General features: G+C 73.5%; 21 protein-coding genes. 5 read left to right on the top strand and 16 right to left on the bottom strand.

Annotation, left to right across the window (positions count from 1 at the left end; genetic code table 11):
- Nucleotides 1-34 precede the first annotated feature (34 nt).
- From ACWDD9_RS14775 to ACWDD9_RS14740, 8 genes are read right to left on the bottom strand one after another with little or no spacing between them, the layout of a single operon-like run.
- Nucleotides 35-2104 (bottom strand): NADH-quinone oxidoreductase subunit 5 family protein, encoded by a 2070-nt coding sequence (locus tag ACWDD9_RS14775; protein WP_117488277.1) that lies wholly within the window; start codon nucleotides 2102-2104, stop codon nucleotides 35-37.
- The gene (gene nuoK / locus ACWDD9_RS14770) at nucleotides 2101-2493 is read right to left on the bottom strand and encodes an NADH-quinone oxidoreductase subunit NuoK (RefSeq protein WP_049660586.1); all 393 of its coding nucleotides are present in this window, start codon (nucleotides 2491-2493) and stop codon (nucleotides 2101-2103) included. Before nuoK ends, ACWDD9_RS14775 begins: the two co-directional genes overlap by 4 nt.
- Complete coding sequence (locus tag ACWDD9_RS14765) at nucleotides 2493-3212, bottom strand: NADH-quinone oxidoreductase subunit J family protein (RefSeq protein ID WP_449811771.1); 720 nt, start codon at nucleotides 3210-3212, stop codon at nucleotides 2493-2495. The genes nuoK and ACWDD9_RS14765 overlap by 1 nt, the downstream gene beginning before the upstream one ends.
- On the bottom strand, nucleotides 3209-3766 hold the full coding sequence (locus tag ACWDD9_RS14760; RefSeq protein WP_049660446.1) for a NuoI/complex I 23 kDa subunit family protein: 558 nt from the start codon (nucleotides 3764-3766) through the stop codon (nucleotides 3209-3211). The genes ACWDD9_RS14765 and ACWDD9_RS14760 overlap by 4 nt, the downstream gene beginning before the upstream one ends.
- Entirely contained in the window at nucleotides 3763-4722 is a 960-nt protein-coding gene (nuoH, locus tag ACWDD9_RS14755) for an NADH-quinone oxidoreductase subunit NuoH (protein WP_369808373.1), read from the bottom strand. The genes ACWDD9_RS14760 and nuoH overlap by 4 nt, the downstream gene beginning before the upstream one ends.
- Complete coding sequence (locus ACWDD9_RS14750; protein WP_449811770.1) at nucleotides 4719-5906, bottom strand: NADH-quinone oxidoreductase subunit C; 1188 nt, start codon at nucleotides 5904-5906, stop codon at nucleotides 4719-4721. The genes nuoH and ACWDD9_RS14750 overlap by 4 nt, the downstream gene beginning before the upstream one ends.
- Complete coding sequence (locus tag ACWDD9_RS14745) at nucleotides 5903-6655, bottom strand: NADH-quinone oxidoreductase subunit B (protein WP_449811769.1); 753 nt, start codon at nucleotides 6653-6655, stop codon at nucleotides 5903-5905. Before ACWDD9_RS14745 ends, ACWDD9_RS14750 begins: the two co-directional genes overlap by 4 nt.
- The gene (locus ACWDD9_RS14740; protein WP_049657666.1) at nucleotides 6646-7062 is read right to left on the bottom strand and encodes an NADH-quinone oxidoreductase subunit A; all 417 of its coding nucleotides are present in this window, start codon (nucleotides 7060-7062) and stop codon (nucleotides 6646-6648) included. Before ACWDD9_RS14740 ends, ACWDD9_RS14745 begins: the two co-directional genes overlap by 10 nt.
- A gap of 341 nt (nucleotides 7063-7403) precedes the next feature.
- Here ACWDD9_RS14740 and ACWDD9_RS14735 point away from each other — a divergent pair, with 341 nt between their 5' ends.
- Nucleotides 7404-8573 (top strand): sensor histidine kinase, encoded by a 1170-nt coding sequence (locus tag ACWDD9_RS14735; protein WP_049657675.1) that lies wholly within the window; start codon nucleotides 7404-7406, stop codon nucleotides 8571-8573.
- A gap of 135 nt (nucleotides 8574-8708) precedes the next feature.
- On the opposite strand, the gene ACWDD9_RS14730 is transcribed toward ACWDD9_RS14735, so the two are convergent.
- Nucleotides 8709-9824 (bottom strand): S1C family serine protease, encoded by a 1116-nt coding sequence (locus ACWDD9_RS14730; protein WP_074004053.1) that lies wholly within the window; start codon nucleotides 9822-9824, stop codon nucleotides 8709-8711.
- Nucleotides 9825-10028: 204 nt separating this feature from the next.
- Between ACWDD9_RS14730 and galE the strand changes: the two genes are divergently transcribed.
- Complete coding sequence (galE, locus tag ACWDD9_RS14725; RefSeq protein WP_049657664.1) at nucleotides 10029-11015, top strand: UDP-glucose 4-epimerase GalE; 987 nt, start codon at nucleotides 10029-10031, stop codon at nucleotides 11013-11015.
- Between the two features lie 37 nt (nucleotides 11016-11052).
- Here galE and ACWDD9_RS14720 read toward each other — a convergent pair whose 3' ends face one another.
- Nucleotides 11053-13425, bottom strand: a complete 2373-nt coding sequence (locus tag ACWDD9_RS14720; protein WP_449811768.1) for an outer membrane protein assembly factor BamB family protein — start codon at nucleotides 13423-13425, stop codon at nucleotides 11053-11055.
- Between the two features lie 449 nt (nucleotides 13426-13874).
- Here ACWDD9_RS14720 and ACWDD9_RS14715 point away from each other — a divergent pair, with 449 nt between their 5' ends.
- Nucleotides 13875-14522, top strand: a complete 648-nt coding sequence (locus tag ACWDD9_RS14715; RefSeq protein ID WP_049651546.1) for a TetR family transcriptional regulator — start codon at nucleotides 13875-13877, stop codon at nucleotides 14520-14522.
- 248 nt (nucleotides 14523-14770) lie between these two features.
- Here ACWDD9_RS14715 and ACWDD9_RS14710 read toward each other — a convergent pair whose 3' ends face one another.
- From ACWDD9_RS14710 to ACWDD9_RS14685, 6 genes are all read right to left on the bottom strand, one after another.
- Nucleotides 14771-15718, bottom strand: coding sequence for a beta-ketoacyl-ACP synthase III (locus ACWDD9_RS14710; RefSeq protein ID WP_049651545.1), 948 nt, complete (start codon nucleotides 15716-15718; stop codon nucleotides 14771-14773).
- Nucleotides 15719-15853: 135 nt separating this feature from the next.
- Nucleotides 15854-17068, bottom strand: coding sequence for a L,D-transpeptidase family protein (locus ACWDD9_RS14705; protein ID WP_338016324.1), 1215 nt, complete (start codon nucleotides 17066-17068; stop codon nucleotides 15854-15856).
- Between the two features lie 116 nt (nucleotides 17069-17184).
- Complete coding sequence (mqnE, locus tag ACWDD9_RS14700) at nucleotides 17185-18348, bottom strand: aminofutalosine synthase MqnE (protein WP_049651548.1); 1164 nt, start codon at nucleotides 18346-18348, stop codon at nucleotides 17185-17187.
- Nucleotides 18349-18400: 52 nt separating this feature from the next.
- The gene (locus ACWDD9_RS14695) at nucleotides 18401-19363 is read right to left on the bottom strand and encodes a threonine ammonia-lyase (RefSeq protein ID WP_117488285.1); all 963 of its coding nucleotides are present in this window, start codon (nucleotides 19361-19363) and stop codon (nucleotides 18401-18403) included.
- Between the two features lie 3 nt (nucleotides 19364-19366).
- Nucleotides 19367-19825, bottom strand: coding sequence for an Lrp/AsnC family transcriptional regulator (locus tag ACWDD9_RS14690; protein ID WP_049651543.1), 459 nt, complete (start codon nucleotides 19823-19825; stop codon nucleotides 19367-19369).
- Between the two features lie 119 nt (nucleotides 19826-19944).
- A complete protein-coding gene (locus tag ACWDD9_RS14685; RefSeq protein ID WP_049651542.1) occupies nucleotides 19945-20619 on the bottom strand; it encodes a UbiX family flavin prenyltransferase in 675 nt (224 codons plus the stop codon).
- Nucleotides 20620-20708: 89 nt separating this feature from the next.
- Here ACWDD9_RS14685 and ACWDD9_RS14680 point away from each other — a divergent pair, with 89 nt between their 5' ends.
- Both ACWDD9_RS14680 and ACWDD9_RS14675 read left to right on the top strand, forming a co-directional pair.
- Complete coding sequence (locus tag ACWDD9_RS14680; RefSeq protein WP_117488287.1) at nucleotides 20709-21461, top strand: cyclase family protein; 753 nt, start codon at nucleotides 20709-20711, stop codon at nucleotides 21459-21461.
- A gap of 71 nt (nucleotides 21462-21532) precedes the next feature.
- Nucleotides 21533-22249 carry an MOSC domain-containing protein gene (locus ACWDD9_RS14675; RefSeq protein ID WP_117488289.1) on the top strand — a complete coding sequence of 239 codons (717 nt, stop codon included), beginning with the start codon at nucleotides 21533-21535 and terminating at the stop codon, nucleotides 22247-22249.
- Nucleotides 22250-22295 lie beyond the last annotated feature (46 nt).

The following is a 22295-nucleotide window of genomic DNA, read 5'->3' as shown; positions in this document are numbered from 1 at the left end:
TCGAGGTGGCGGAGGTCGAGGACAGCAGCACCGGCTACACCGCCACCAGGACGGCCAGCAGGACGACGCCGGCCAGCAGGGCGCTGAGGTACGTCTGCGCGTTGCCGGTCTGCGCGAGCCGGACGGCCCGGCCGAGCAGGTTGGCGCCCGCTCCGCTGCCGCGCACGTAGGTCTCGACGACCTCGCGGTCGAGGAAGCGGACCAGCTTCGCGGCGGCGCCCACCGGGCGGACGAACAGCGCGTGGTAGAGCCGGTCGACGCCGAAGCCGTGCCGGGCCGGGCCGAACAGCGGGCCCAGCAGGGTGCGCCCGGGGTCGGCGACGATCACCTCGGCGGCCGGGGCTCCGCCCTGCTCGGGCACCCTCCCCCAACCTCCGGCCGGGGCCGGGCGGCCGGTGCCCAGCCGGGCGGTCGCCGAGCGCCAGGCGCCGTACGCGGCGATCACGCCGACCGCGGCGAGCCCGGTCCCGGTGACGGCGGTGACCGCGGAGGGCCGCAGCGAGCCGCCGTCCAGGAGCGCGGGCAGCCAGTCCGAGCGCAGGCCGACGATGCCGAAGCCCATGGTCGGCACGGCCAGCACCCAGAGCGGCCAGCGCATCGCGGGCGGCTCGGCGGTGGCCGGGTCGGCCTCGTCGAGTTCGGGCGAGTACGGCGCGCCGGCCTCGTGGTCGGCCGGTGCCGGTACCGGGGCCTGGACCCGGGCCTTGGCGGCCGCGGCCGTCGGCACGGCGGCCCCGGCCGGGCTGTGGAACGCCAGCAGGAAGAGCCTGGTCGCGTACGCGGCGGTGAGCAGCGCGGTGAGCCCGGCGGAGATCAGCACGATCCACCCGGCCGCCTGCGGCACCGCCGAGGCCGGGCCGAGCCCGTTGGTCAGCGCCTCGCCGTTGGCGGCGTGCTCGGCGGCGGTCAGCACCGCCTCCTTGCTGAAGAAGCCGGAGAACGGCGGCAGCCCGACCAGGGCGACGAGCGCGATGCCCGTCGTCCAGTAGGCGTCCGGCACCCGCTTGCGCAGCCCGGGCATGCGGGACATCGCGGAGATCGAGTTGGTGTGCGCGGCGTGGATCACCACGCCGGCGGCCAGGAACAGCAGCGCCTTGAACGCGCCGTGGCTGACCAGGTGGAAGACCGAGGCCTCGCGGTCCCCGCTGGCCAGCGCGCCGGCCATGTAGCCGAGCTGGCCGACGGTGGAGTAGGCGAGCACCCGTTTGAGGTCGTCCTGGGCGAGCGCGCAGAGCGCCGAGCCGATCATCGTCACGGCGGCCATCACCGCGAGCACGACCAGCGCCGCGCCCGACAGCAGGAACACCGGCAGCAGCCGGGCGACCAGGTAGATGCCGGCCGCGACCATGGTGGCGGCGTGGATCAGCGCGGACACCGGGGTCGGGCCGGCCATCGCGTCCGGGAGCCAGGTGTGCAGCGGGAACTGGGCGCTCTTGCCGGCCACGCCGGCGAGCAACAGCAGCGCGGTCAGCGTCGGGTGCCCGAGCCGGCCCTCCGTCGCGGCCGCCAGCACGTCCGGGACGCGGAAGCTGCCGGCGTCCGCGCCGAGCAGGAAGATCCCGAACAGGAACGGCACGTCACCGAGCTTGGTGACCAGGAAGGCCTTCAGCGAGGCCGAGCGGGCGTCCGCGGTCTCCCAGTGGTGGCCGATCAGGAAGTACGAGCACAGGCCCATGACCTCCCAGCCGACCAGCAGCACGATCAGGTCGCCCGAGTAGACCACCAGGAACATCGCCGCGGTGAACAGCGAGACCAGCGCCGCGTACGAGGGGTAGCGCGGGTCCTCCTTGAGGTACGCGGTCGAGTAGACCTGGACGCAGGTGGCGACCAGGCCGACCAGCACGGAGATCAGCGAGCTGAAGCCGTCCAGGTGGAGGCCGAGCGTGATGTCCGGGCCGCCGGTCGGGGTGAGCCGGGTGCCGGCGTCCAGGGTCCGGCCGGTGCCGAGCTGGAGGGCGACCACCAGGGCGAGCACGGCCGCGACGGCGACCGGGACGATCGCCAGCGGCCGGGCCAGCCCGGGCGCCTTCCGGCCGACGGCCAGGGTCGCGGCGGCGCCGAGCGCGGGCAGCGCGGGGACGAGTACGGGCAGGGCGAGGTTCATGCGGCGGCCTGGCCCTTCAGTGCCTCGGCTCCGGTCGGCGTCCCGGCGCCGACCGGCGTCTCCTCGACGGCGAGCGCCTCGCCCGGGTCGCCGAGCGCGGTGGCCCGGTCGATGTCCGCGGTGCCCCGGGCCCGGAACAGCAGCAGGACGATGGCGAGCCCCAGCCCGACCTCGGCGGCGGCGACGGTGATGGTGAACAGGGTGAGCGCCTGCCCGGCGTGCAGCGAGTCCCGCAGCCACGCGTCGAAGGCGACCAGGTTGAGGTTGACGGCGTTGAGCATCAGCTCGACGGACATCAGCACCAGGACGGCGTTGCGCCGGGCGAGCACGCCGTACACGCCGACGCTGAACAGCAGCGCGGCGAGGACGGCGGGGTAGGCGAGGTGCATCAGCTCTCCTCCGACGCGGACGGCGCGGACGGAGCAGCGGGAGCGGCCGTAGTCGTCGCGTTCACGTTCGCGGCCGCGTTCGCGGCGACCGTCCCGTTGGACCCGACCGGCCGCCCGGCGCGCAGCCTGCCCACCCGGGGCGGCGGCACCCGCCGCCCCGAGCCGCGCGACAGCACGATCGCGCCGACCAGCGCCGCCAGCAGCAGCACGGACAGCGCCTCGAAGGGCAGCACCCAGTGCCGGAACAGGCTGGCCCCGGTGACGGCGGCCGAGCCGCCGCCTTGGCCGAGGTCGATCCAGGAGGTCCGGAAGGCGTCGACCACCAGCGTGACCAGCGTCCCGGCCGCGGCCAGCGCCACGACCAGGGCCACCCAGCGGTTCTTGGAGTCGGCGTCCGGCGAGCGCCCGATCGGCGCCTTGGTGAGCATCAGCCCGAACAGCACCAGGACGACCACCGAGCCGAGGTAGATCAGCACCTGCACCCAGGCGATGAACTCGGCCGTGAGCAGCAGGAACTCCACCGCCAGCCCGCCGAGCGCGACCACCAGCCAGAGCGCGGCGTGCACCAGCTGCCGGGTGGTCACCGAGACCACGGCCGAGCCGAGCACGGCGATCCCGACCAGCAGGAAGACGATCTCCTGCCCGGTCGGGGACAGGAACGAACGGGCGGCCGGCTCCAGGGAGCCGGTCGCCGCGAGAAGCGTGGTGGCACCGGTCACGCGTCGTCACCCTTCTCCTCGAGGGCCGCCGCGGCGGCGGCCGCCAGCTTGTCCGCGGCCTTGCGCGCGGTGGCCATCTCCTTGGGCTCCTCGGCCGCCGGGTCCAGCGCCGGCGGCGCGGGGACGGTCCACATCCACTCGCGGAGCTTCTCCCGCTCGTGGGTCAGCTCGTGGATGTCGGTCTCCGCGTACTCGAACTCCGGCGACCAGAACAGCGCGTCGAAGGGGCAGACCTCGATGCAGATCCCGCAGTACATGCAGAGCGAGAAGTCGATGGCGAACCGGTCCAGCACGTTGCGGGTGCGGGCCCGGGCGTTCGGCTCGGCGGCCGGCAGCGTCTCCTTGTGGGAGTCGATGTAGATGCACCAGTCCGGGCACTCGCGCGCGCAGAGCATGCAGACCGTGCAGTTCTCCTCCAACAGCGCGATGACGCCGCGCGAACGCGGCGGCAGCACCGGCTGCACGTCGGGGTACTGCGCGGTGACGCTCTTCCTCGTCATCGTCCGCAGCGTCACGGCCAGGCCCTTGGCGAGCCCGATACCGGGGAAACTCATGAGATCGCCACCTTGATGATGCCGGTGAGGGCCAGCTGGACCAGCGCGAGCGGGATCAGCACCGTCCACGCGAAGCGCATCAGCTGGTCCTCGCGCAGACGCGGGTAGGTGACCCGCAGCCAGATGACCACGAAGGCCAGCGCGAAGGTCTTGAGGATCATCCAGAGCCAGCCGAGCTGGTCCGGCAGCGGTCCGTGCCAGCCGCCCAGGAAGAGCACCGCGGTCAGTGCGGACACCACCAGGATGCCCACGTACTCGGACAGCAGGAACAGGGCGAACCGCAGGCCGGTGTACTCGGTGTACGCGCCGAAGATGATCTCCGAGTCGGCGATCGGCATGTCGAACGGCGGGCGCTGGAGCTCGGCCAGCCCGGCCGTGAAGAAGACGAACGCCCCGATCAGCTGCCAGGGCAGCCAGTACCACTCCCAGGCGTCCACGATCCCGGGCAGCGACAGCGTGCCGGCGGCCATCGCCACCGAGGCCGCCGCCAGCACCAGCGGCAGCTCGTACGACATCAGCTGCGCGGCCGTGCGCAGGCCGCCGAGCAGCGAGAACTTGTTCGCCGAGGCCCAGCCGGCCATCAGCTTGCCGATCACGCCGACGCCCATCACGGCGAGCACGAAGAACAGCCCGGCGTCGATCGCCTGGCCGACGAAGCCGTCCGGGCCGACCGGGATCGCCAGCAGCACGAAGAGGTACGGCAGCAGCGAGACGGCGGGCGCCAGCTGGAAGACCCGGCGGTCCGCCCCGGCCGGGACGATGTCCTCCTTCTGCGCGAACTTCACGCCGTCCGCGACGAGCTGCGCCCAGCCGTGGAAGCCGCCCGCGTACATCGGGCCGAGCCGGCCCTGCATGTGCGCCATGACCTTGTGCTCGGTCTGGCCGATGACCAGCGGGAGGACCAGGAAGACGACGAGGGTGGCGACGCAGCGCAGCACCGTGTCGAGCAGGTTCACGCGCCTTCTCCGTCCTGGTCGGCCGGTCCGGCCGAGGTCTCGTCCTTCTGCTCGACCGGCTTGCCCGGCTCGGCGGGCTCGGCGGGCTCAGCGGGCTCAGCGGGCTCAACGGGTTCAGCGGGTTCAGCGGGCCCGCCCGGCTTCTCGCCCGAAGGCTTCTCCTCGTGGGCGGGCACCGGGTTGTGCCAGGGCGCGTCGGAGGACCGGGGCGCGTCGGAAGGCCGGGGCCGTACGGGAGCCGCGGGCTCGGCCGTCGGCTCGGCGGCCGGTTCGGCGGGAGCCTCGGCGGCCGTCTGACTGGCCGACCCCTCGGACACCGACCGGGTCCGTCGCGGCCGGTCCGCCCGCACCGGCGGGGTGCCCTCGGCCGGAGCGGCCGCGGGAGCCTCGGCGGCCGCCTGGCTAGCCGACCCCTCGGACACCGACCGGGTCCGCCGCGGCCGGTCCGCCCGCACCGGGGCGCCGCCCTCGGCGCCCGCGGCAGCCGCACCCGCACCGGCCGCACCAGCGCCCGCACCGGCGCCCGCGCCCGCACCGGCGGCCGCAGCCGCCCGGGGCGTCCGCGCCGCCGCCCCCGCCGCCCGCGCACCGCGCGCGGGCCGCTCGGCGACCGGCGACAGGGTGCCCTTGAGCGGCCCCCACTCGTTCGGGTCCGGCACGCCGGCCGGCTGCATCTTGCGCCGGGCCGGCCCGCCGCCGTGGTCGGACTCACCGGGCTCCTTGGCGCCCGGCCAGTCCTTGGCGACCCGGGCCGCGAGCACGAACTCCTTGCGCAGCGGGTTCCCCTCGAAGCCGTCCGGCAGCAGCAGGGTGGCCAGGTGGGGGTGCCCGGGGAAGTCGATGCCGAACATCTCGTGGGTCTCGCGCTCGTGCCAGGCGGCACCGGCGTACACCGGGACGGCGGTCGGCAGCGCGGCCCGGTCGCGCGGCACCCGGGTGCGCAGCGCGAGGTGCCGGACGCCGGGCGCCTCGACGGCGGCCAGGTGGGCGACCACGGAGAAGCCCTCGGCGAGCTCGTCGACGGCGCTCAGCCAGTCGAAGAAGCCCAGGCCCAGGACGTCCCGGGCGTTGGTGAGCGCCTCGGTCCAGTGCTCGGCGGGGACGTCGACGGTGACCAGCCCGTACGCCTCGGCGCCGGTCGCCCACTCCCCGACCGACGCCGCGTACTGCTCGGCGGATGTCACGAGACCCCTCCCTCGGTCGAAGCGCCGGCCGCGGAACCGGCCGCGGAGCCTGCCGCGGAACCGGCCGCGGTCCCGGGCGCGGAGCCTGCCGCGGAGCCGCTCGCGGCACCGGCCGCGGAAGCCCCCGACGGCCCGGCCACCAGCGGCCGGCGCAGCGCCGCCGCGGGCGCGGGCACGGTGTAGCGGTCCGGCAGGGACTCGGCGGCGATCTTCTCCTGGAGCTTGAGGATGCCCTGGAGCAGCGCCTCCGGCCGCGGCGGGCAGCCGGGCACGTAGACGTCCACCGGGATGATCTGGTCCACGCCCTTGGTGACCGAGTAGGAGTCCCAGTAGGGGCCGCCGGAGTTGGAGCAGGCGCCGAAGGAGATGACGTACTTCGGCTCGGGCATCTGCTCGTAGAGGCGCTTGACGGCGGGCGCCATCTTGTCGGTGACCGTCCCGGAGACGATCATCAGATCAGCCTGACGGGGTCCGGGCGCGAACGGGATGACACCCATCCGGATGAAGTCGTGTTTGGCCATCGAGGCGGCGATGAACTCGATCGCGCAGCAGGCCAGCCCGAAGTTGAAGCACCAGAGGCTGTAGCGGCGCCCCCAGTTGAGCACCACCTTGACCGGGTCCGGCGCGAGCCGGGCCAGCGGGCCGAGGCCGCGGCGCTCGACGGCGCCGGGGCGCGCGGGGTCCGGCAGGCCGAGCGGGACGGGACCGCCCTGTGCGCCGCCGTGCGAGTGGGAGTGCGTCACGTCCATTCCAGAACGCCCTTCTTCCAGGCGTAGAGCAGCCCGACCGCGAGGAAGCCGATGAACAGGAACATCTCGATCAGCGTCCCGGCGCCGTACCCGGCGGTGGCGAAGACGGTCGCCCAGGGGAACAGGTAGATCGCGTCCACCGCGAAGATCACGTACAGGAAGGCGTACACGTAGTAGCGGATCTGGGTGTGCGCCCAGTCCTCGCCCACCGGGTCCACCCCGCACTCGTAGGCGAGGAGTTTCTCGGGCGAGTACACCACGGGCCGCAGCAGCCGGTTGGCGGTGAACGCCACGGCGACGAAGAGCACCCCGACGACGGCCATCAGGCCCATCGCGGCGTACGCGTCGAAGTAGCCGCTGCCGACCGCCGGGTCGGCCGCGACGGCAGCCGCGTGCTTCCCCTCCATGCCTTCGCCTCCACCTCGGCCGTGAACCCGCCCTCAAGACAGTTCTACGACGTTTGCTCTCACCGGCCCAACCATGGCCAAAGCGTGAGTCTAAGGGGACCGCTCCGCTCCGCCCGAACCCTGCCCGCTCCGCAAGACGGCCGGTGGACACCCGGGCGGGCGTCCGGTGACCGGCCCCGGGGGTGGGGTTAACCCCCGGCCGGGAAGATGTATCACCCCCATGGCCCCCACCGCTCCCGGTTCGGGAAGCTTGGTCCAGCCGCACGACGAAGTAGGGACGGTAGATCCGCATGAAGCCGCTGCACCGCGCCGTGGACGCCATCAAGGAGCAGGACGCCCGGATGGAGCGCCCACCGCTGTACGGCACGAGGATGTGGCACCAGGTCGGCCAGTTGCTGCTGAACCTGCCGCTCGGCATCTTCGGCTTCGTGCTGGCCATGACCGCGCTGTCGGTCGGCCTGGGCCTGTCGGTCACCGTGCTCGGCCTGCCGATGCTGGCCGGCGGCCTGGCCGTCTCGCGCTCCCTGGGCACGCTGGGCCGGCGGCGGGCGCGCGCCGCGTACGGCTCCGCGATCGACGAGCCGGAGCCGGTGAAGCCGCGCCGCCCGGGGGTGGTCGGCTACACCATCGCCCAGCTCACCGACCTGCTGAACTGGCGCTCGGCGCTCTACAACGTGCTGATGCTGCCCTGGGGCGTGCTCAGCTTCGCCCTGACCCTGGTCTCGGTGATCGTGCTCTGGCCGGTGCTGCCCTGGGTGATCCGCGGGCTGGCCTCGGTCGACCGCATCCTGATCGAGTCGCTGCTCTTCCCGGGCGCCCTGGCCGAGCGGGTGCGCGAACTGGAGGACGACCGCGGCACCGTGGTCGACACCGCCGCCGCCGACCTGCGCCGGATCGAGCGCGACCTGCACGACGGCGCCCAGGCCCGGCTGGTCGCGCTGGCGATGGACCTCGGCATGGCCAAGGAGCGGCTGCGCGAGGTGGAGTCCGAGGACGACATGGCGGCCGCCGCGAAGATGGTCGACAACGCCCACGGCGAGGTGAAGCTGGCCCTCCAGGAGCTGCGCGACCTGGCCCGCGGCATCCACCCGGCGGTGCTCACCGACCGCGGCCTGGACGCCGCGCTGTCCTCGGTCGCCGCCCGCTGCACCGTCCCCGGCGGCGTCCGGGTGAGCGTCGACCTGAGCGGCCCGGACGGGCAGCCCGAGCGCCCGGACTCGGCGGTCGAGGGCATCGCCTACTTCACCGTCAGCGAACTGCTGACCAACGTCTCCAAGCACGCCGGCGCCCGCTCCGCCACGGTCGAGGTCTGGCGCTCGGACAACCAGCTGATGGTGCTGGTCCAGGACGACGGCAAGGGCGGCGCGGCCCCGTACCCGGGCAGCGGCCTGGCCGGGCTGGCCGAGCGGATCCGCGCGGTGGACGGGGTCTTCCTGGTGGACAGCCCCGACGGCGGCCCGACCACCGTCACCGTCGAGCTGCCCTGGCGCACCCGCACCGCCCGCCGCTGACCACGGGAACAGCACGGCACAGTAGGGCGCCGGGACCTCGTCGAGGCGAAGACGAGGTCCCGGCGCCGTTCCGGTACGGCACCCGGCCCGCTGAACCCTTGCGCGGCGTGCGGCCCGGCGTCCCCGTACCGGGGCTCAGGGGGAGGAGGTCTGGGCGCCTTCCAGTTCGCCGAGGGTGACGTCGGCGGTCTTGCTGCCGCCGTCCCGGGTGTAGGTGACGGTGACCTTGCTGCCCGGGGTGAGCGAGGCGAGCGCGGTGGTGAGCGCGTTCAGCGAGTCGACCTGGGTGTCGCCGATCCTGGTGATGACGTCGCCGGCCCGGAGCCCCGCCGAGGCCGCCGCCCCGCCCGGGGTGACCGCCACGATGACCGCGCCGGCCGGCTGGAACTGCTGGTTGAAGCTGGTCCGGGCGGTGATGCCGAGCGCGGCCCGGCCGGAGTTGGTGACCTTGCCCTGCTTGATCAGCTGGTCGGCGATGTTGGTGATGGTGCTCGCCGGGATGGCGAAGCCGATGCCGGGGGCGGCCGCGCCGTTGCTCTGCGGCTCGGTCGCGGCGAGCGTGTTGATGCCGATCACCTTGCTGTCCAGGTTCACCAGCGCGCCGCCGCTGTTGCCCGGGTTGATCGCCGCCGAGGTCTGCACCATGTTGCCGATGGTGGCGCCCGGCGAGCCGGGGCCCTGGGGTTCGGAGACGGTCCGCCCGGTGGCCGAGACGATGCCCTGGGTGACGCTGCTGGAGAGCCCCAGCGGGCTGCCCATGGCGAGGGTGATCTGGCCGAGCTGGACCTTGCCCGAGTCGCCGAAGCTGGCCGGCCGGAGACCGCTCGGCGGGTTGTTCAGCCGGATCACCGCGAGGTCGGAGTCGGGGTAGCTGGCGACCAGGCCGGCGTCCAGCGTCGTGGTGCTGTTGGCGAGGGTCACCGTGAAGGTCTTCGCGGAGCCGACCACGTGGGCGTTGGTGACGATGTCGCCCTTGTCGTCGTAGACGATCCCGGAGCCGAGGCTGTCGCCGGTGGTGATCTGCACCACGGAGGGCAGCACGTTGGCGATCACCGCCTGGTAGGCGTCCTGCAGCTGGGTCCCGCCGTTCGACTGGCCGGACGCCGCGGAGGCCTGGGTGGAGCCGGGGGACGAGGGCGAGCCGGTGGCGGCGACGGTGGCGGAGGAGGACGTGCCGCTGCTGCAGCCGGCCAGCGCCAGCGCGGCCGCCACGGCGACCACGGCCGCGGCCGGCAGCCGCCCGCCGGGCAGGGGGCTGGTGTGTTCCTTGCGACGGTGCACCTGGCTGCCTCCGATTCGTCACCACGCCGGGGGGCGCGGGCATGAGCGCACGGAAATCCTTGTCAGCTTTTCACCGTTTTGTCCGCTTTGTGGCTTCGACTCGCCCGAACGTGGCGGTCGGATCCGAACGCGGGTGCGCCGGAGATCCCCGAGGCGCGCCCCTAGGATCGGCACATGACTTGGTTGATCACCGGCGGTGCCGGATACATCGGCGGACACGTCGTCCGACAGCTGCTCGACGCCGGGGAGCGCGTCGCCGTCCTGGACGACCTCAGCACCGGCGACGCCTCCCGGCTGCCGGCCGGCGTCCCCCTGATCGAGGGCTCCACCCTGGACCGCGCCGCCCTGGACGCCGCGATCCGCGAGCACGGCGTCGAGGGCATCCTGCACTTCGCCGCCAAGAAGCAGGTCGGCGAGTCCGTCGAGCAGCCGTTCCTGTACTACCGCGAGAACATGATCGGCCTCCAGACCGTCCTGGAGGCCGCCGCCGAGGGCGGGGTGAAGCGCTTCCTCTTCTCCTCCTCCGCCGCGGTCTACGGCATGCCGGACGTCGACCTGGTCACCGAGTCCACGCCCTGCGCGCCGATGAGCCCGTACGGCGAGACCAAGCTGGCCGGCGAGTGGCTGGTCGCCGCGGCCGGCAAGGCCCACGGCATGTCCACCGTGGCCCTGCGCTACTTCAACGTGGCCGGCGCCGCCTCCCCCGAGCTCTCCGACGCCGGGGTGTTCAACCTGATCCCGATGGTCTTCGAGCGGCTCACCGCCGGCGAGGCCCCGCGGGTCTTCGGCGACGACTACCAGACCCCGGACGGCACCTGCGTCCGCGACTTCATCCACGTCTCCGACATCGCCTCGGCGCACGTGGCGGCCGCCAAGCGGATGGCCGCCGACCCGGCCGGCGCGACCTCCCTGGTGCTGAACATCGGCCGCGGCGAGGGCGTCAGCGTCAAGGAGATGCTGGCGGTGATCGGCAAGGTCACCGGCTACGACACCGCCGCCGAGGTGACCCCGCGCCGCGCCGGCGACCCGGCCCGGGTGGTGGCCTCCGCCGACCTGATCCACCGCGAGCTGGGCTGGACCGCCCGCCACGATGTGACCGAGATGGTCTCCTCCGCGTGGGACGGCTGGTGCAGCCGCCACCCCGGGGCCCGCAGGGCCTGATCCGACGGCGCCCGTCCGGCGGTGTCCGCCCCGCGGTTCAGCGGGCGGGCACCGCCGTGCCGTAGAAGGCGTCCAGCGCGTACACGCAGCGGTCCTTGGAGCCGACGAAGACCCGGCCGCCGACCGCCACCGGCGAGCCGGTGAGCTCGCCCTTGGTGCCGAGCTCCCAGCGCAGCTGACCGCTGGCCAGGTCCAGGGTGTGCAGCGAGTGGTCCCGGCTGCCCAGGTGCACCAGGCCGTCGGCCACCGCCGGGGAGCCGACGATCTCGCCGCGGGCGGTGTAGCGCCAGCGCTCCCGGCCGGTGGCCGCCTCGAAGGCGTACAGCACCTCGCCGTTGCCGACCAGCACCATGCCGTCCGAGACCACCACCGGGTCGGCCCCCTGGCGGCGGCCGGTGACCCCGCGCCAGCGGTCCCGGCCGGTGGCCGCGTCCAGCGCGTAGACCGTGCCCAGGTAGTCGGCCACGTAGACCGCGTCGGCGTCCAGGGCGGGCGGGGTGAACAGCACCACCGGGGCGTCGAAGCGCCAGCGCTCGGCCCCGCTGGCCGCGTCCAGCGCGTACACCCGGGTGCCGGCCGACACGTACAGCACGCCGCCGCGCTCGACCGGGTGCGAGGGCACCTCCTCGCCGACCGGGAAGGACCAGCGCAGGCCCGCGCCGCGCGGGTCGACGCAGCGCAGCCGCCCGCCGCCGTAGTAGTAGGCGGCGCCTCCCACCAGGACCGGGCCGGACTGCGGGTTCTCGAAGTCCTGCTGGGCGTCGTCGGCGCGCCACAGCTCGGCGCCGTTGGCGGCCGAGCGGAGCTGGACGCCGCCGCCCCTGATGCCGCAGCAGAGCACGCCGTCGGCGGCGGAGAGCGAGTAGACCCAGCCGTCCAGCGAGGTGCGCCAGCGCTCGGTGCCGTCCGCGGCGTCCACGGTGTACAGGTGCGGGCCGTCCGCGGCGTGCACCCGGCCGGCGTCCACCGCGAGCGCCCAGGCCACGTCCCGGGTCTTGTAGCGGCGCTCGCCGGAGGCGATGTCCAGCGCGTGCACCTCGAAGCTGGAGACGAACAGCGTCCCGTCGGCGACCACCGGGGTGCCCCAGACGTCGTTGGACATCCGGAACCGCCAGGGGCGCCAGCGGGCGACCGGCGGGGGCGGCGGGACGGGGGCCCGGCGGACCCAGTCGGTCGTGGCCGGGGCGGTGCTCGGGCCGGGCTGCTCGTGCTCGGCCCGCGGCCCCGGGCCTATCCGGACGGAGGCGCCGGAGAGCTGCACCTCGACGGCGCCGCCGGTGGGCGCCCGGTGCCGGTTCGGGGAGGCGATCTTCGCGGTCGGGATCTCGGCGTCCGAGCCCGGGGCGCGCTGCGGCAGGCTGTGCACCGGCCCGGCCGGCGGCTGGGCGTGCCTCCCGCCCGGATTGGTGCGCGGGTCGGCCGGGCCGGGGTGCTGCGGCGGGACGTGCGCGGGCGGCGCCTGGGGGTGCGGGGGCGGCTGGGCCGGCTCGGCCGGCGGGCGCGGCGGCTGGGCGGCCGGGCGCCGGCCCCGCTTGCGCTCGATCAGCTCCAGCGCGTGGGCGGGCAGCCAGTCCCCGGCCTCGCCGGTGGCGTCGTCCCGGGAGAAGAGGTGCGGGGCGAGCTCGGTCTGGATCTGCGCCGGGGTGGGCCGGCGCTCGGGGGCCTGCTGCATGCAGCGGCGGACCAGGTCCATCAGCTCGGGCGGCATGCCGGTCAGGTCCGGCTCCTCGCGCAGCAGCTGGAACACCGTCTCGACCGGGTTGGTGCCCCGGTAGGGCGGGTGCCCGGTGGCACAGAAGACCATCAGCGAGCCGAGCGAGAAGACGTCGCTGGCGCCCCGGACGGTGCGGCTGTCCCGGGCCTGCTCGGGGGACATGTAGGCGGGGGTGCCGACCGCGACGTTGGTCATGGTGAGCCGGGTGCTGGAGACCCCGGCCGCGATGCCGAAGTCGATCACCTTCGGGCCGTCCTCGACCACCAGGACGTTGGAGGGCTTGAGGTCGCGGTGGATCAGCCTGGCCGCGTGGATGGACTCCAGGGCCTCGGCGATGCCGGCGACCAGCCAGCGGGTGGCCTCCACCGGCAGCGGGCCGCACTCCTCGACCAGGTCCTCCAGCGAGGGCGCCGGGATGTAGGCGGTGGCCAGCCAGGGCACCCGGGCGTCCGCGTCGGCGTCCACCACCGCCGCCGTGTAGAAGCCGCCGACCGTCTTGGCCGCCGCGATCTCCCGGGCGAAGCGGACCCGGAACAGCTCGTCCTCGGCCAGCTCACCCCGCACGGTCTTGATGGCCACCCGCCGCCCGGCCGCGGAACGCGCCAGGTAGACCAGCCCCATCCCACCCGCGCCGAGCCGCCCCAGCACCTCGAAGGGCCCGATCCGCCTCGGATCGTGCGCCGTCAGCTGGTCCACTCCGCTGCCACCTCCCCGTTGTCCGCACCCGCCGCGTGGTGCCGGACCCGATTCTCCAATGCCGTCCCGCGCATATCCAACCTCCCCCACCCCCTGAAACACGTCGTCCCGGCCCGGAGGACGCCCCGGACAGGCCTCTGACCAGCGAGGACGGAACGACCGGATCCTGACGCCCGCTCCGGGGGCGGCTTGCGCTCGGGGCTCCGGACCGTCCACTTCCGGACGGCACCGCACTCTTCGGTCATCGTCACGCTCTGTCACCCGACCACCCCTCAGCGGACTCGCCGTCACGCTGTGAGATCGCAAGCACACGGGGGGGCTTCAAACAGGGGCTTCGAAGCCCGGTGAATATCCGTCCGAAGTGGTTCATGCCGCTATACCAACCCCCGTGCGGAGTAATAGTCGCATCACCGAATCGCGCCAAGATCGTGCCACGGTAAGCTGACGGCATGACAGGACAAGTTCGCACCGTCGACGGTCGCGTCGCCGGGCGACGCGGACAGGAGACGCGGCAGAAGCTGCTCGACTGCCTCCGCGAGATGCTCAGCACGTCGCCCTATCGGGACGTCAAGGTCATCGACGTCGCCCGTATGGCGGGTACCTCCCCCGCGACCTTCTACCAGTACTTCCCGGATGTCGAGGGCGCTGTCCTCGAAATCGCCGAGGAAATGGCCAAGGACGCCGACCAGCTCAAAGAGCTGGTGGCCGGAAAGTCCTGGGCAGGGAAGTCCGGACCGACCACTTCGGAAGAACTGGTCGACGGATTCCTCGCCTTCTGGCGCAAGAACGACGCCATTCTCCGAGTGGTCACGCTCGGTGCCGCCGAAGGGGACAAGCGGTTCTTCAAGATCCGCATGACGGTCCTCAACGCGGTCGCCAAGCCGCTCGCGGAGGCCGTCAGGGAACTCCAGGCGAAGGGTCAGGCCGACAAGTCGCTCGACCCGAACGCCGTGGCCGGGGCCCTGGTCTCGCTGCTCGCCTCGGCGGCCGAGCACCAGAAGGCCTTCACCTCCTGGGGCGTCAAGGTCAAGGACCTCAAGCCCAACCTCGCTCCCCTGGTGTACCTGGGCGTCACCGGCAAGAAGGCGCCCAAGTAGGACCGTCCACCGACCCACCATCCGCTCCGCGCGCAGCCCCGGCCTCCTGTCCGGGGAACGACGGACGGCGGCCGTGTCCTCGGGGGAGGTCCGCCGACGTACCGCAAGCGCGCCAGACATGCCGCTGGGCGGGCACCCGTGACAGGGTGCCCGCCCAGCGGCGTTGTTCGGGTCCGGACGGCCTCGCGGCGCCCTCGGGCGGCCTTGTGGCGGCCCTCAGGCGGCCTCGTGGCGCCGTCGGGTCGGGGTCAGGGGCAGCGCACGACCTGGCCGGCGTAGGCCAGCCCGCCGCCGAAGCCGAAGAGCAGGACCGGGTCGCCGGGCGAGAGCTCGCCGCGCTCGACCAGCTTGGAGAAGGCCAGCGGGATGGAGGCGGCCGAGGTGTTGCCGGAGTGGACCACGTCCCGGGCCACCACCGCGTCCTCGCCGAGGCCCAGCTTGCCCGCGATCGCGTCGATGATCCGCAGGTTGGCCTGGTGCGGGACGAAGCCCTTCAGCTCGGACGGGGCGATCCCGGCCCGCTCGCAGGCCTGGCGGGCCAGCGGGGCGAGCTGGGTGGTGGCCCAGCGGAAGACCGACTGGCCCTGCTGGCTGATCACCGGGTCCCAGCCGGTGATCACCACGGCGTCGCCCCGCTCGGGCTCGGAGCCCCAGACCACCGGCCCGATGCCGGGCTCGGCGCCCTCCTCCTGGGCCTCGACCACCGCGGCGCCCGCTCCGTCGCCGAAGATCACGCAGGTGGAGCGGTCGGTCCAGTCGAGCGTGTCGGACATCCGCTCGGCGCCGATCACCAGGGCGCGGCGGGCCGAGCCGGCCCGGATCGCGTGGTCGGCGGTGGCCAGGGCGTACGAGAAGCCGGAGCAGACCGTGTTGATGTCGTACGCGGCGGGCGAGCGCACGCCCAGCCGGGCGGCCACGGCGGCGGCGGTGTTGGGGCTGCGCTCGATCGCGGTGCAGGTGGCGACCACGACGAGGTCGATCTCGTCCGCCGTCCGGCCGCTGTTGGCGAGCGCCTTCTGCGCGGCCTCGGTGGCGAGGTCGACCAGGGTCTCGTCCTCGGCGATGTGCCGGCTGCGGATGCCGACACGGGTGCGGATCCACTCGTCGTCGGTGTCGACGAGCCCCGCCAGGTCGTCGTTGGTGAGGACCTTGGGGGGCTGGTAGTGGCCGAGTGCCACAATGCGCGAACCGCTCATACTGCCATGGAACCGGGTTACCCGCTGGTCAGCATGGTATGACCGGCGACAGGATCCGCCCCCTCGATCTGTAGGAGGTGGACAAGGGGCCTTGGGGCGCCCGGGTTCCGTGCCCGGCTTCCGCGGACTCCGGGGTCAGAGTGCCAGCGTGGAGGCGTCGCCCATCACGACGACGGGGTGGGCGGCCGGGTCCAGGGTGCGGATCAGCTGGGCCATCTTGTCCTCGGGGATCGACACGCAGCCGTGGGTCGGGCCGTCGTGGTCCACGTGGAGCCAGATGCCGCCGCCCTTCTTGGAGCCCATCGGGCGGCGCGGGTCGAGCGGGGAGTTGCCGGGCACGCGGTTGTAGTTGATCGCGACCACGTAGTCGAAGGAGCCGGCCAGCTGGTCCCCGAAGAAGCCCGTGCCGGAGACCACGAAGCTCGGGTCCTTGTCGTACGGGAGCTTGCTGCCCGGGTCGGCCTTGCGGCCGCCCGCGTCGGTGAGGCTGAAGACGCCGATCGGGCTGCGCAGGTCGCCCTCGTTGTGGTCGGTGGTCCAGCCGCTCTTGCCGTTGTGGCCCTGCCAGGTCTCGCCGGCCAGCCAGCGGCCCTCGGGGGTGCGGGTCCAGAGGGTGACGGCGTTCTTGTCGGTGTTCTTGTCCTGGCCGGAGGCGACCAGCACCTGGGCGGTCTCGGCGGGGATCTGCGCGGTGAACTTCGCGCCGAGGCCGGGTATCGCGGCGACCGAGCCGTCCGTACGGGTCTGGCTGCGGTCGGCGGCGGGGGCCGCGGCCTGCCGGTCGGAGGCGGCCTGGGCGGCCGCGGGGGCCGGGGCGGGGTGGTCGGGCTTGCTGACGCCCTCCGGGCCGGGGCCGTCGGCGGCGGCGATGCCGGGCTTGGCGCCGTCCTGGCCGACGGCGTACCAGCCGGCGGTGGCGGCGACCAGCAGCGCGGTGCCGGCCATCACGGCCTTGCCGTGACGTTTCTGCTTGGCCTTGCGCCGGCGTCCCCGCGCGGCCGTCCGGGAACCCGCCACGGGTGCGGCGGGAGCGGCGGCGAGCACGACGGGCCCGGGCTCGAAGGGGACGGTCTCGGGCGCGGGCACCGGCTGGTACACCGACGCCGCCTCGTAGCCGCCCTCCGGCTCACCCTGGTAGGCCTGGAACGGCTGGTCGTACGCCTCGGAGTAGCCGTCAGGAGTCTGCTGGTACGGCTGGTACACGCCCTGGCCGTACTCCTGCGGAACGGGCTGCCGGTACGCCTCGTGCTCGGGGTACGGCTGCTCGTACGACTGCTGCGGCACCCCGTACACCGGCTCCCGCATCGGCTCGTACGACGGGTACTCGGTGGCGCGATGAGAACCGGACATGCTGTCGATCCTGCCAAACGCCGTACCCGTTGGTAAACCCGGGTCAGGTGCGGAGGCCGTGAAGACAACCGCCGCCCGGGCCGACGAGCGGTCCGGGCGGCGGGGATCTTCGCAGGTCAGAGGCGCATCGCCTGCGGGGTCTCGCGACGCTCCAGGTCGGGGCCGTCGTACTCGCGGATGACCTCGTAGCGGGTGTTGCGCTCCACCGGGCGGAAGCCGGCGTCGCGGATCAGCCCGAGCAGGTCGTCGCGGCCGAGCTTGTTCGGGGTGCCGAAGTTGTCCGCGTCGTGGGTGATCTTGTACTCGACCACCGAGCCGTCCATGTCGTCCGCGCCGTGGCTGAGCGCCAGCTGGGCGGTGGTGACGCCGTGCATCACCCAGAAGACCTTGACGTGCGGGACGTTGTCGAAGAGCAGCCGGGAGACCGCGAAGGTCTTCAGCGCCTCGGCGCCGGTGGCCATCTCCGTGCGGGCCATCAGCTTGTTGCGCACGACGCCGTCCTTGGAGTCGTGGAAGTCGTGCTGGTAGCGCAGCGGGATGAAGACCTGGAAGCCGCCGGTCTCGTCCTGGAGCTCGCGCAGCCGCAGCACGTGGTCCACCCGGTGGCGGGGCTCCTCGATGTGGCCGTACAGCATGGTGGCGGGCGTCTTGAGGCCCTTGCCGTGCGCGAGGCGGTGGATCCGCGACCAGTCCTCCCAGTGGGTGTCGTGGTCGACGATGTGCTGGCGGACCTCCCAGTCGAAGATCTCCGCGCCGCCGCCGGTCAGCGACTCCAGGCCGGCGTCGATCAGCTCGTCCAGGATCTCGTCGGCGGGCAGGCCGCTGATCTTCTCGAACCAGTGGATCTCGGTGGCGGTGAAGGCCTTCAGCGAGACGTTCGGCAGCGCCGCCTTCAGCTCCCGCAGCGAGCGCGGGTAGTAGCGCCACGGCAGCGTCGGGTGCAGCCCGTTGACGATGTGCAGCTCGGTGAGGGAGTCGACCTCCATCGCCTTGGCGAGGCGGACGGCCTCCTCGATGCGCATCGTGTACGCGTCCTTCTCGCCCGGCTTGCGCTGGAACGAGCAGTACGCGCAGGACGCGCTGCACACGTTGGTCATGTTGAGGTGACGGTTGACGTTGAAGTGGACGACGTCGCCGTTCTTCCGCGTCCGCACGTGGTGGGCCAGCCCGCCCAGCCAGGCCAGGTCGTCGCTCTCGTAGAGCGCGATCCCGTCCTCGCGGGTCAGCCGCTCACCCGCGTAGACCTTCGCCTCCAGCTCGCGCTTGAGCCCTGCGTCCATGCGGTGACCCGCCTCCTCCGACATTCGATTCCTTGCCGGAATGAGCGTACGCCTATGCCGAGAGCAGCTCGGCGAGCAGTGTCGGGTCGATGTTGCCTCCGCTGACCACGGCCGCCACCGACTGGCCCCCGGTCTCGGCGGCGCGGTGGAAGTAGGCGGCCGGGGCGACCGCCCCGGAGGGCTCGGCGACCAGCCGGCCGCGGCGGGCCAGCACGGCCACGGTGGCACGGATCTCGTCCTCGGTGACGGTGACGATGTCGTCCACGTAGGCGGCGACGTGCTCGAACGGCAGCACGCCGAGCGACGGGGTGCGCAGCCCGTCCGCGATGGTCCGGTAGGTGTCGGCGACCGGCCACTCGACCCGGCGGCCGGCCCGCAGGCTGGCCCGGGCGTCGGCGGCCAGCTCGGGCTCCACCCCGATCACCCGGATGCCGGGGCGGGTGAGCTTGAGCGCGGCCGCCGTCCCGCCGATCAGGCCGCCGCCGCTGACCGGCACCAGGACGGTGTCCAGGTCGGCCGGGGCGTCCTCGGCGATCTCCAGGCCGACCGTGCCCTGGCCCGCGATGATGAACGGGTCGTCGTACGGGGGCACCCAGACGTAGCCGTGCTTCCCGGCCAGCTCGGCGGGCAGGGTGTCCCGCTCCTCCGGCGCCACCAGGATCACCTCGGCGCCGAACGAGCGGGTGGCCTCCACCTTCACCGCGGGCGAGGTGTCCGGCATCACGATCACGGCCTTGATGCCGAGCGCCCGGGCCGCGTACGCCACCGCCTGCGCGTGGTTGCCGCTGGACTGGGCCACCACGCCCCGGGCGCGCTCGTCCTCGGTGAGCGCGGCCAGCCGGTTGTAGGCGCCGCGGGTCTTGAAGGCCCCGGTCGGCTGGAGGTTCTCGGGCTTCAGCCAGAGCCGCCGCTCCCCCTCGGCCGCCCAGGGGGCGGGAACCAGCGGGGTGCGCACGGCGACCCCCGCGATCCGCTGCCGAGCCGCGCGCAGCTCCTCCAGTCCGACCAGTGCCATACGTCACTCTCCTACAGGAGGAAGTTCACTCACCCGGTTTTCCCACTTGGTGGAGAGTACGACGGTGGTGCGGGTCCGGGCCACGCCCTTCGTGCCCGAGATCCGCTTGACCACCGATTCCAGGCCGGCCACGTCGGCCACCCTGACCTTCAGCATGTAGGAGTCGTCACCGGCGATGAACCAGCAGTCCTCGACCTCGTTGAGGTCCTTCAGCCGGTGCGCGACGTCCTCGTGGTCCGCGGCGTCGGTGAGCTGAAGGCCGATCAGGGCCGTGACGCCGAAGCCGAGCGAGGCCGGGTTGACCGTCGCCCGGTAGCCGGTGATCACCCCGGCCTGCTCCAGGCGGTTGATCCGGTCCGTGACGCTCGGGCCGGAGAGCCCGACCAGCCGGCCCAACTCGGCGTAGGACGCACGGCCGTTCTCCCGGAGCGCCTGGATGAGCTGTCTGTCCACCGTGTCCATATACCGTCCGCGTCCTTCCGAACCTCACCAGACCCACAGATCATTATCCGGATTCAAAGGCGCCGTGCGCCGAACGACCCGGATATCGCAGAGAAGATACTCTCCCGCCCCGGGTCTCCTTACTCCCCCTCAGCCGGTGCGCCCTCGCCGGCGGCCGTCTTGCGGGCGGCCGCCCCCAACTCCCCTTCCCAGCGCAGGTACAGGGAATGCGGCACGTCGACGGCGTCCAGCACCCGTCCGGCCACGAAATCCACGAGTTCGCGCACGGTGGAGCCGCCCGCGTAGAAACCGGGCGAAGCGGGCAGGACGACCGCCCCCTGCGCGTCGAGCTCCACCAGGTGCTTCAACGTCACCCCGTTGAGTGGCGTCTCGCGCACGCAGACGACGAGTGGGCGGCGCTCCTTGAGGGTGACGCTGGCGACGCGCTGCAGCAGGTCCTTGCTCAGGCCGAGCGCGATCCCGGCCACCGCGCCGGTGGTCGCGGGCACCACGAGCATGCCCTTGGCCGGGTAGGAGCCGCTGGACGGGCCGGCCGCGAAGTCCCCGGCGGGCCAGTAGCGGACGTCGTCCAGGCCCTCGTCGCTCCCGAGCCAGGCGGCGAGGTCGGTGCGCCAGTGGGCGTCCCGGAAGGAGATGCCGGTCTCGTCCAGGATGGTGAGCCGGGCGGCGCGGCTGACGACCAGGTCCACCGCCTCGCCGGCGGCCAGCAGCGCGCGGATCACCGAGGCCGCGTACGGCGTCCCCGACGCACCCGAGACCCCGACCACCCACGGCTGACGCTTCGCAGTTCCCATGGGGCAATTCTGTCCCGGCTCCACCCGTGGTTCCGGACCGGGCCGACCGGGAGGGGTCCGGGAGCGCCCGCCCCTGGGAGGATGGGCGCATGGCAGCGACCCTCGTCGACCTCACCCATCAGGTGACCACCGCGATGCCGGTCTACCCCGGCGATCCGGCCGTCCTGCTGGAGCCCGCGCTCACCACGGCCACCGCCGGGGTGAACGTGCTGGCCCTGCACCTCGGCTCGCAGTCCGGGACGCACGTGGACGCGCCGTACCACGTGGACGTCACCTGGCCGACCCTGGACGGGCTGCCGCTGGAGCGGTTCACCGGCCCCGCCGTGGTCGCCGACCTGCGCGGGCTGGAGCCCCGGGCGGCCGTCACCCCCGGGCTGCTGGCGGCCGCGCTGGAGCGGGTCGCGGACTCCGGCGAGGGCACCGTCCTGCTGCTGGCCACCGGCTGGGCCCGGCACTGGGGCACCGACGCCTACCTCGCCCACCCCGCCCTGACCCCGGCCGCCGCCGAGGCGATCGTCGCCGCCGGGGTGCGGACGGTCGGGGTGGACGCGCTCAGCGTCGACCCGACCCCCGACCCGGGCCCGGGCGACCCGGCGGTGGCCGCCCTGCTCGCCGACCTCACCGACGAGCACGACCACGGCGCCGCCGACGAGCCCACGCTGGCCGCGCACCGGGTGCTGCTGGGGGCGCCCGGCGGCGGGGTGATCGCCGAGAACCTGACCGACCTGCGGCCGCTGCTGGCGGCCCAGGAGGCCGGCCTGCCGGTGGAGGTCTCGCTGTTCCCGCTGCGGCTGGTCGCGGCGGACGGCGCACCGGTACGGGCGGTGGCCCGGCTGGGCTGAGCCGGACTCTCCGTCCGGGCCGGGGACTTGGTCTAGACCATCCCCCGTCAACGCCAGTACGCTTTCCGGCCATGGCTGAGATCATCGGAGTGATCGAGCGACTCTGGCGCTACCCCGTGAAGTCCACCGGCGGCGAGCGGCTCGACTCCGTCGAGGTGGACGAGCGCGGCCTGGCCGGCGACCGCCTCTACGCCGTCCGCGACGCCGCGGGGAAGCTCGGCTCGGGCAAGAACACCCGCCGCTTCCGCCGGATGGACGGCCTGCTCCGCCTCTCCGCCCGGCTCGGCCACCGGATCGACGGCCCCGAACTGTTCGATCCGCTCGGCCGCCCGGTCGACCGGCCGAACTCCTTCCTGCGCGCCTACCTCCAGCGCGAGGACGTCGAACTCGCCCGCGAGGACGCCGTCTCGCACTTCGACCGGCTGCCGGTCAGCGTGCTCAGCACCGCCACCCTGGACTGGGTCCGCGAGGCCGTCCCCTTCACCGTGGTCGACGAGCGGCGGTTCCGCCCCAACATCGTGCTGCGCACCCCGCCCGGCACCCCGCCGTTCGTCGAGGACGCCTGGCTCGGCCGCCAGGCCTCCGGCGAGGCCCCCGGCAGCGCCCGGCTCTCCTTCGTCGCCTCCAGCGAGCGCTGCGCGATGACCGGCGCCCCGCAGCCCGGACTGCCGCACGCCCCCGAGATCCTCAAGGCCGTCGTGCACGCCCACGACGGCCGGCTCGACGCCCTCGCCGAGGTCGCCGCCCCGGGCCGCCTGCGGGTCGGCGACCGGCTGCTCCTCGGCTGACCACGGCCCCCGCGTCCGTCACCGCCCTTGCCCGAAGGGCGACTTG

The sequence above is a fragment of the Kitasatospora sp. NPDC001119 genome, assembly GCF_053598475.1.
This window is presented reverse-complemented; position numbering and strand designations above follow the sequence as displayed.

Bases quoted from the DNA above. Each gene is read 5' to 3' on its own strand.
- ACWDD9_RS14775 (WP_117488277.1), bottom strand. From the start codon at position 2,104: ATGAACCTCGCCCTGCCCGTACTCGTCCCCGCGCTGCCCGCGCTCGGC.
- ACWDD9_RS14685 (WP_049651542.1), bottom strand. From the start codon at position 20,619: ATGGGAACTGCGAAGCGTCAGCCGTGGGTGGTCGGGGTCTCGGGTGCG.
- ACWDD9_RS14675 (WP_117488289.1), top strand. From the start codon at position 21,533: ATGGCTGAGATCATCGGAGTGATCGAGCGACTCTGGCGCTACCCCGTG.
- ACWDD9_RS14715 (WP_049651546.1), top strand. From the start codon at position 13,875: ATGACAGGACAAGTTCGCACCGTCGACGGTCGCGTCGCCGGGCGACGC.
- ACWDD9_RS14705 (WP_338016324.1), bottom strand. From the start codon at position 17,068: ATGTCCGGTTCTCATCGCGCCACCGAGTACCCGTCGTACGAGCCGATG.
- ACWDD9_RS14760 (WP_049660446.1), bottom strand. From the start codon at position 3,766: ATGAGTTTCCCCGGTATCGGGCTCGCCAAGGGCCTGGCCGTGACGCTG.
- ACWDD9_RS14680 (WP_117488287.1), top strand. From the start codon at position 20,709: ATGGCAGCGACCCTCGTCGACCTCACCCATCAGGTGACCACCGCGATG.
- ACWDD9_RS14690 (WP_049651543.1), bottom strand. From the start codon at position 19,825: ATGGACACGGTGGACAGACAGCTCATCCAGGCGCTCCGGGAGAACGGC.
- galE (WP_049657664.1), top strand. From the start codon at position 10,029: ATGACTTGGTTGATCACCGGCGGTGCCGGATACATCGGCGGACACGTC.
- ACWDD9_RS14745 (WP_449811769.1), bottom strand. From the start codon at position 6,655: ATGGACGTGACGCACTCCCACTCGCACGGCGGCGCACAGGGCGGTCCC.
- ACWDD9_RS14735 (WP_049657675.1), top strand. From the start codon at position 7,404: ATGGAGCGCCCACCGCTGTACGGCACGAGGATGTGGCACCAGGTCGGC.
- ACWDD9_RS14740 (WP_049657666.1), bottom strand. From the start codon at position 7,062: ATGGAGGGGAAGCACGCGGCTGCCGTCGCGGCCGACCCGGCGGTCGGC.
- ACWDD9_RS14710 (WP_049651545.1), bottom strand. From the start codon at position 15,718: ATGAGCGGTTCGCGCATTGTGGCACTCGGCCACTACCAGCCCCCCAAG.
- ACWDD9_RS14695 (WP_117488285.1), bottom strand. From the start codon at position 19,363: ATGGCACTGGTCGGACTGGAGGAGCTGCGCGCGGCTCGGCAGCGGATC.
- mqnE (WP_049651548.1), bottom strand. From the start codon at position 18,348: ATGGACGCAGGGCTCAAGCGCGAGCTGGAGGCGAAGGTCTACGCGGGT.
- nuoK (WP_049660586.1), bottom strand. From the start codon at position 2,493: ATGCACCTCGCCTACCCCGCCGTCCTCGCCGCGCTGCTGTTCAGCGTC.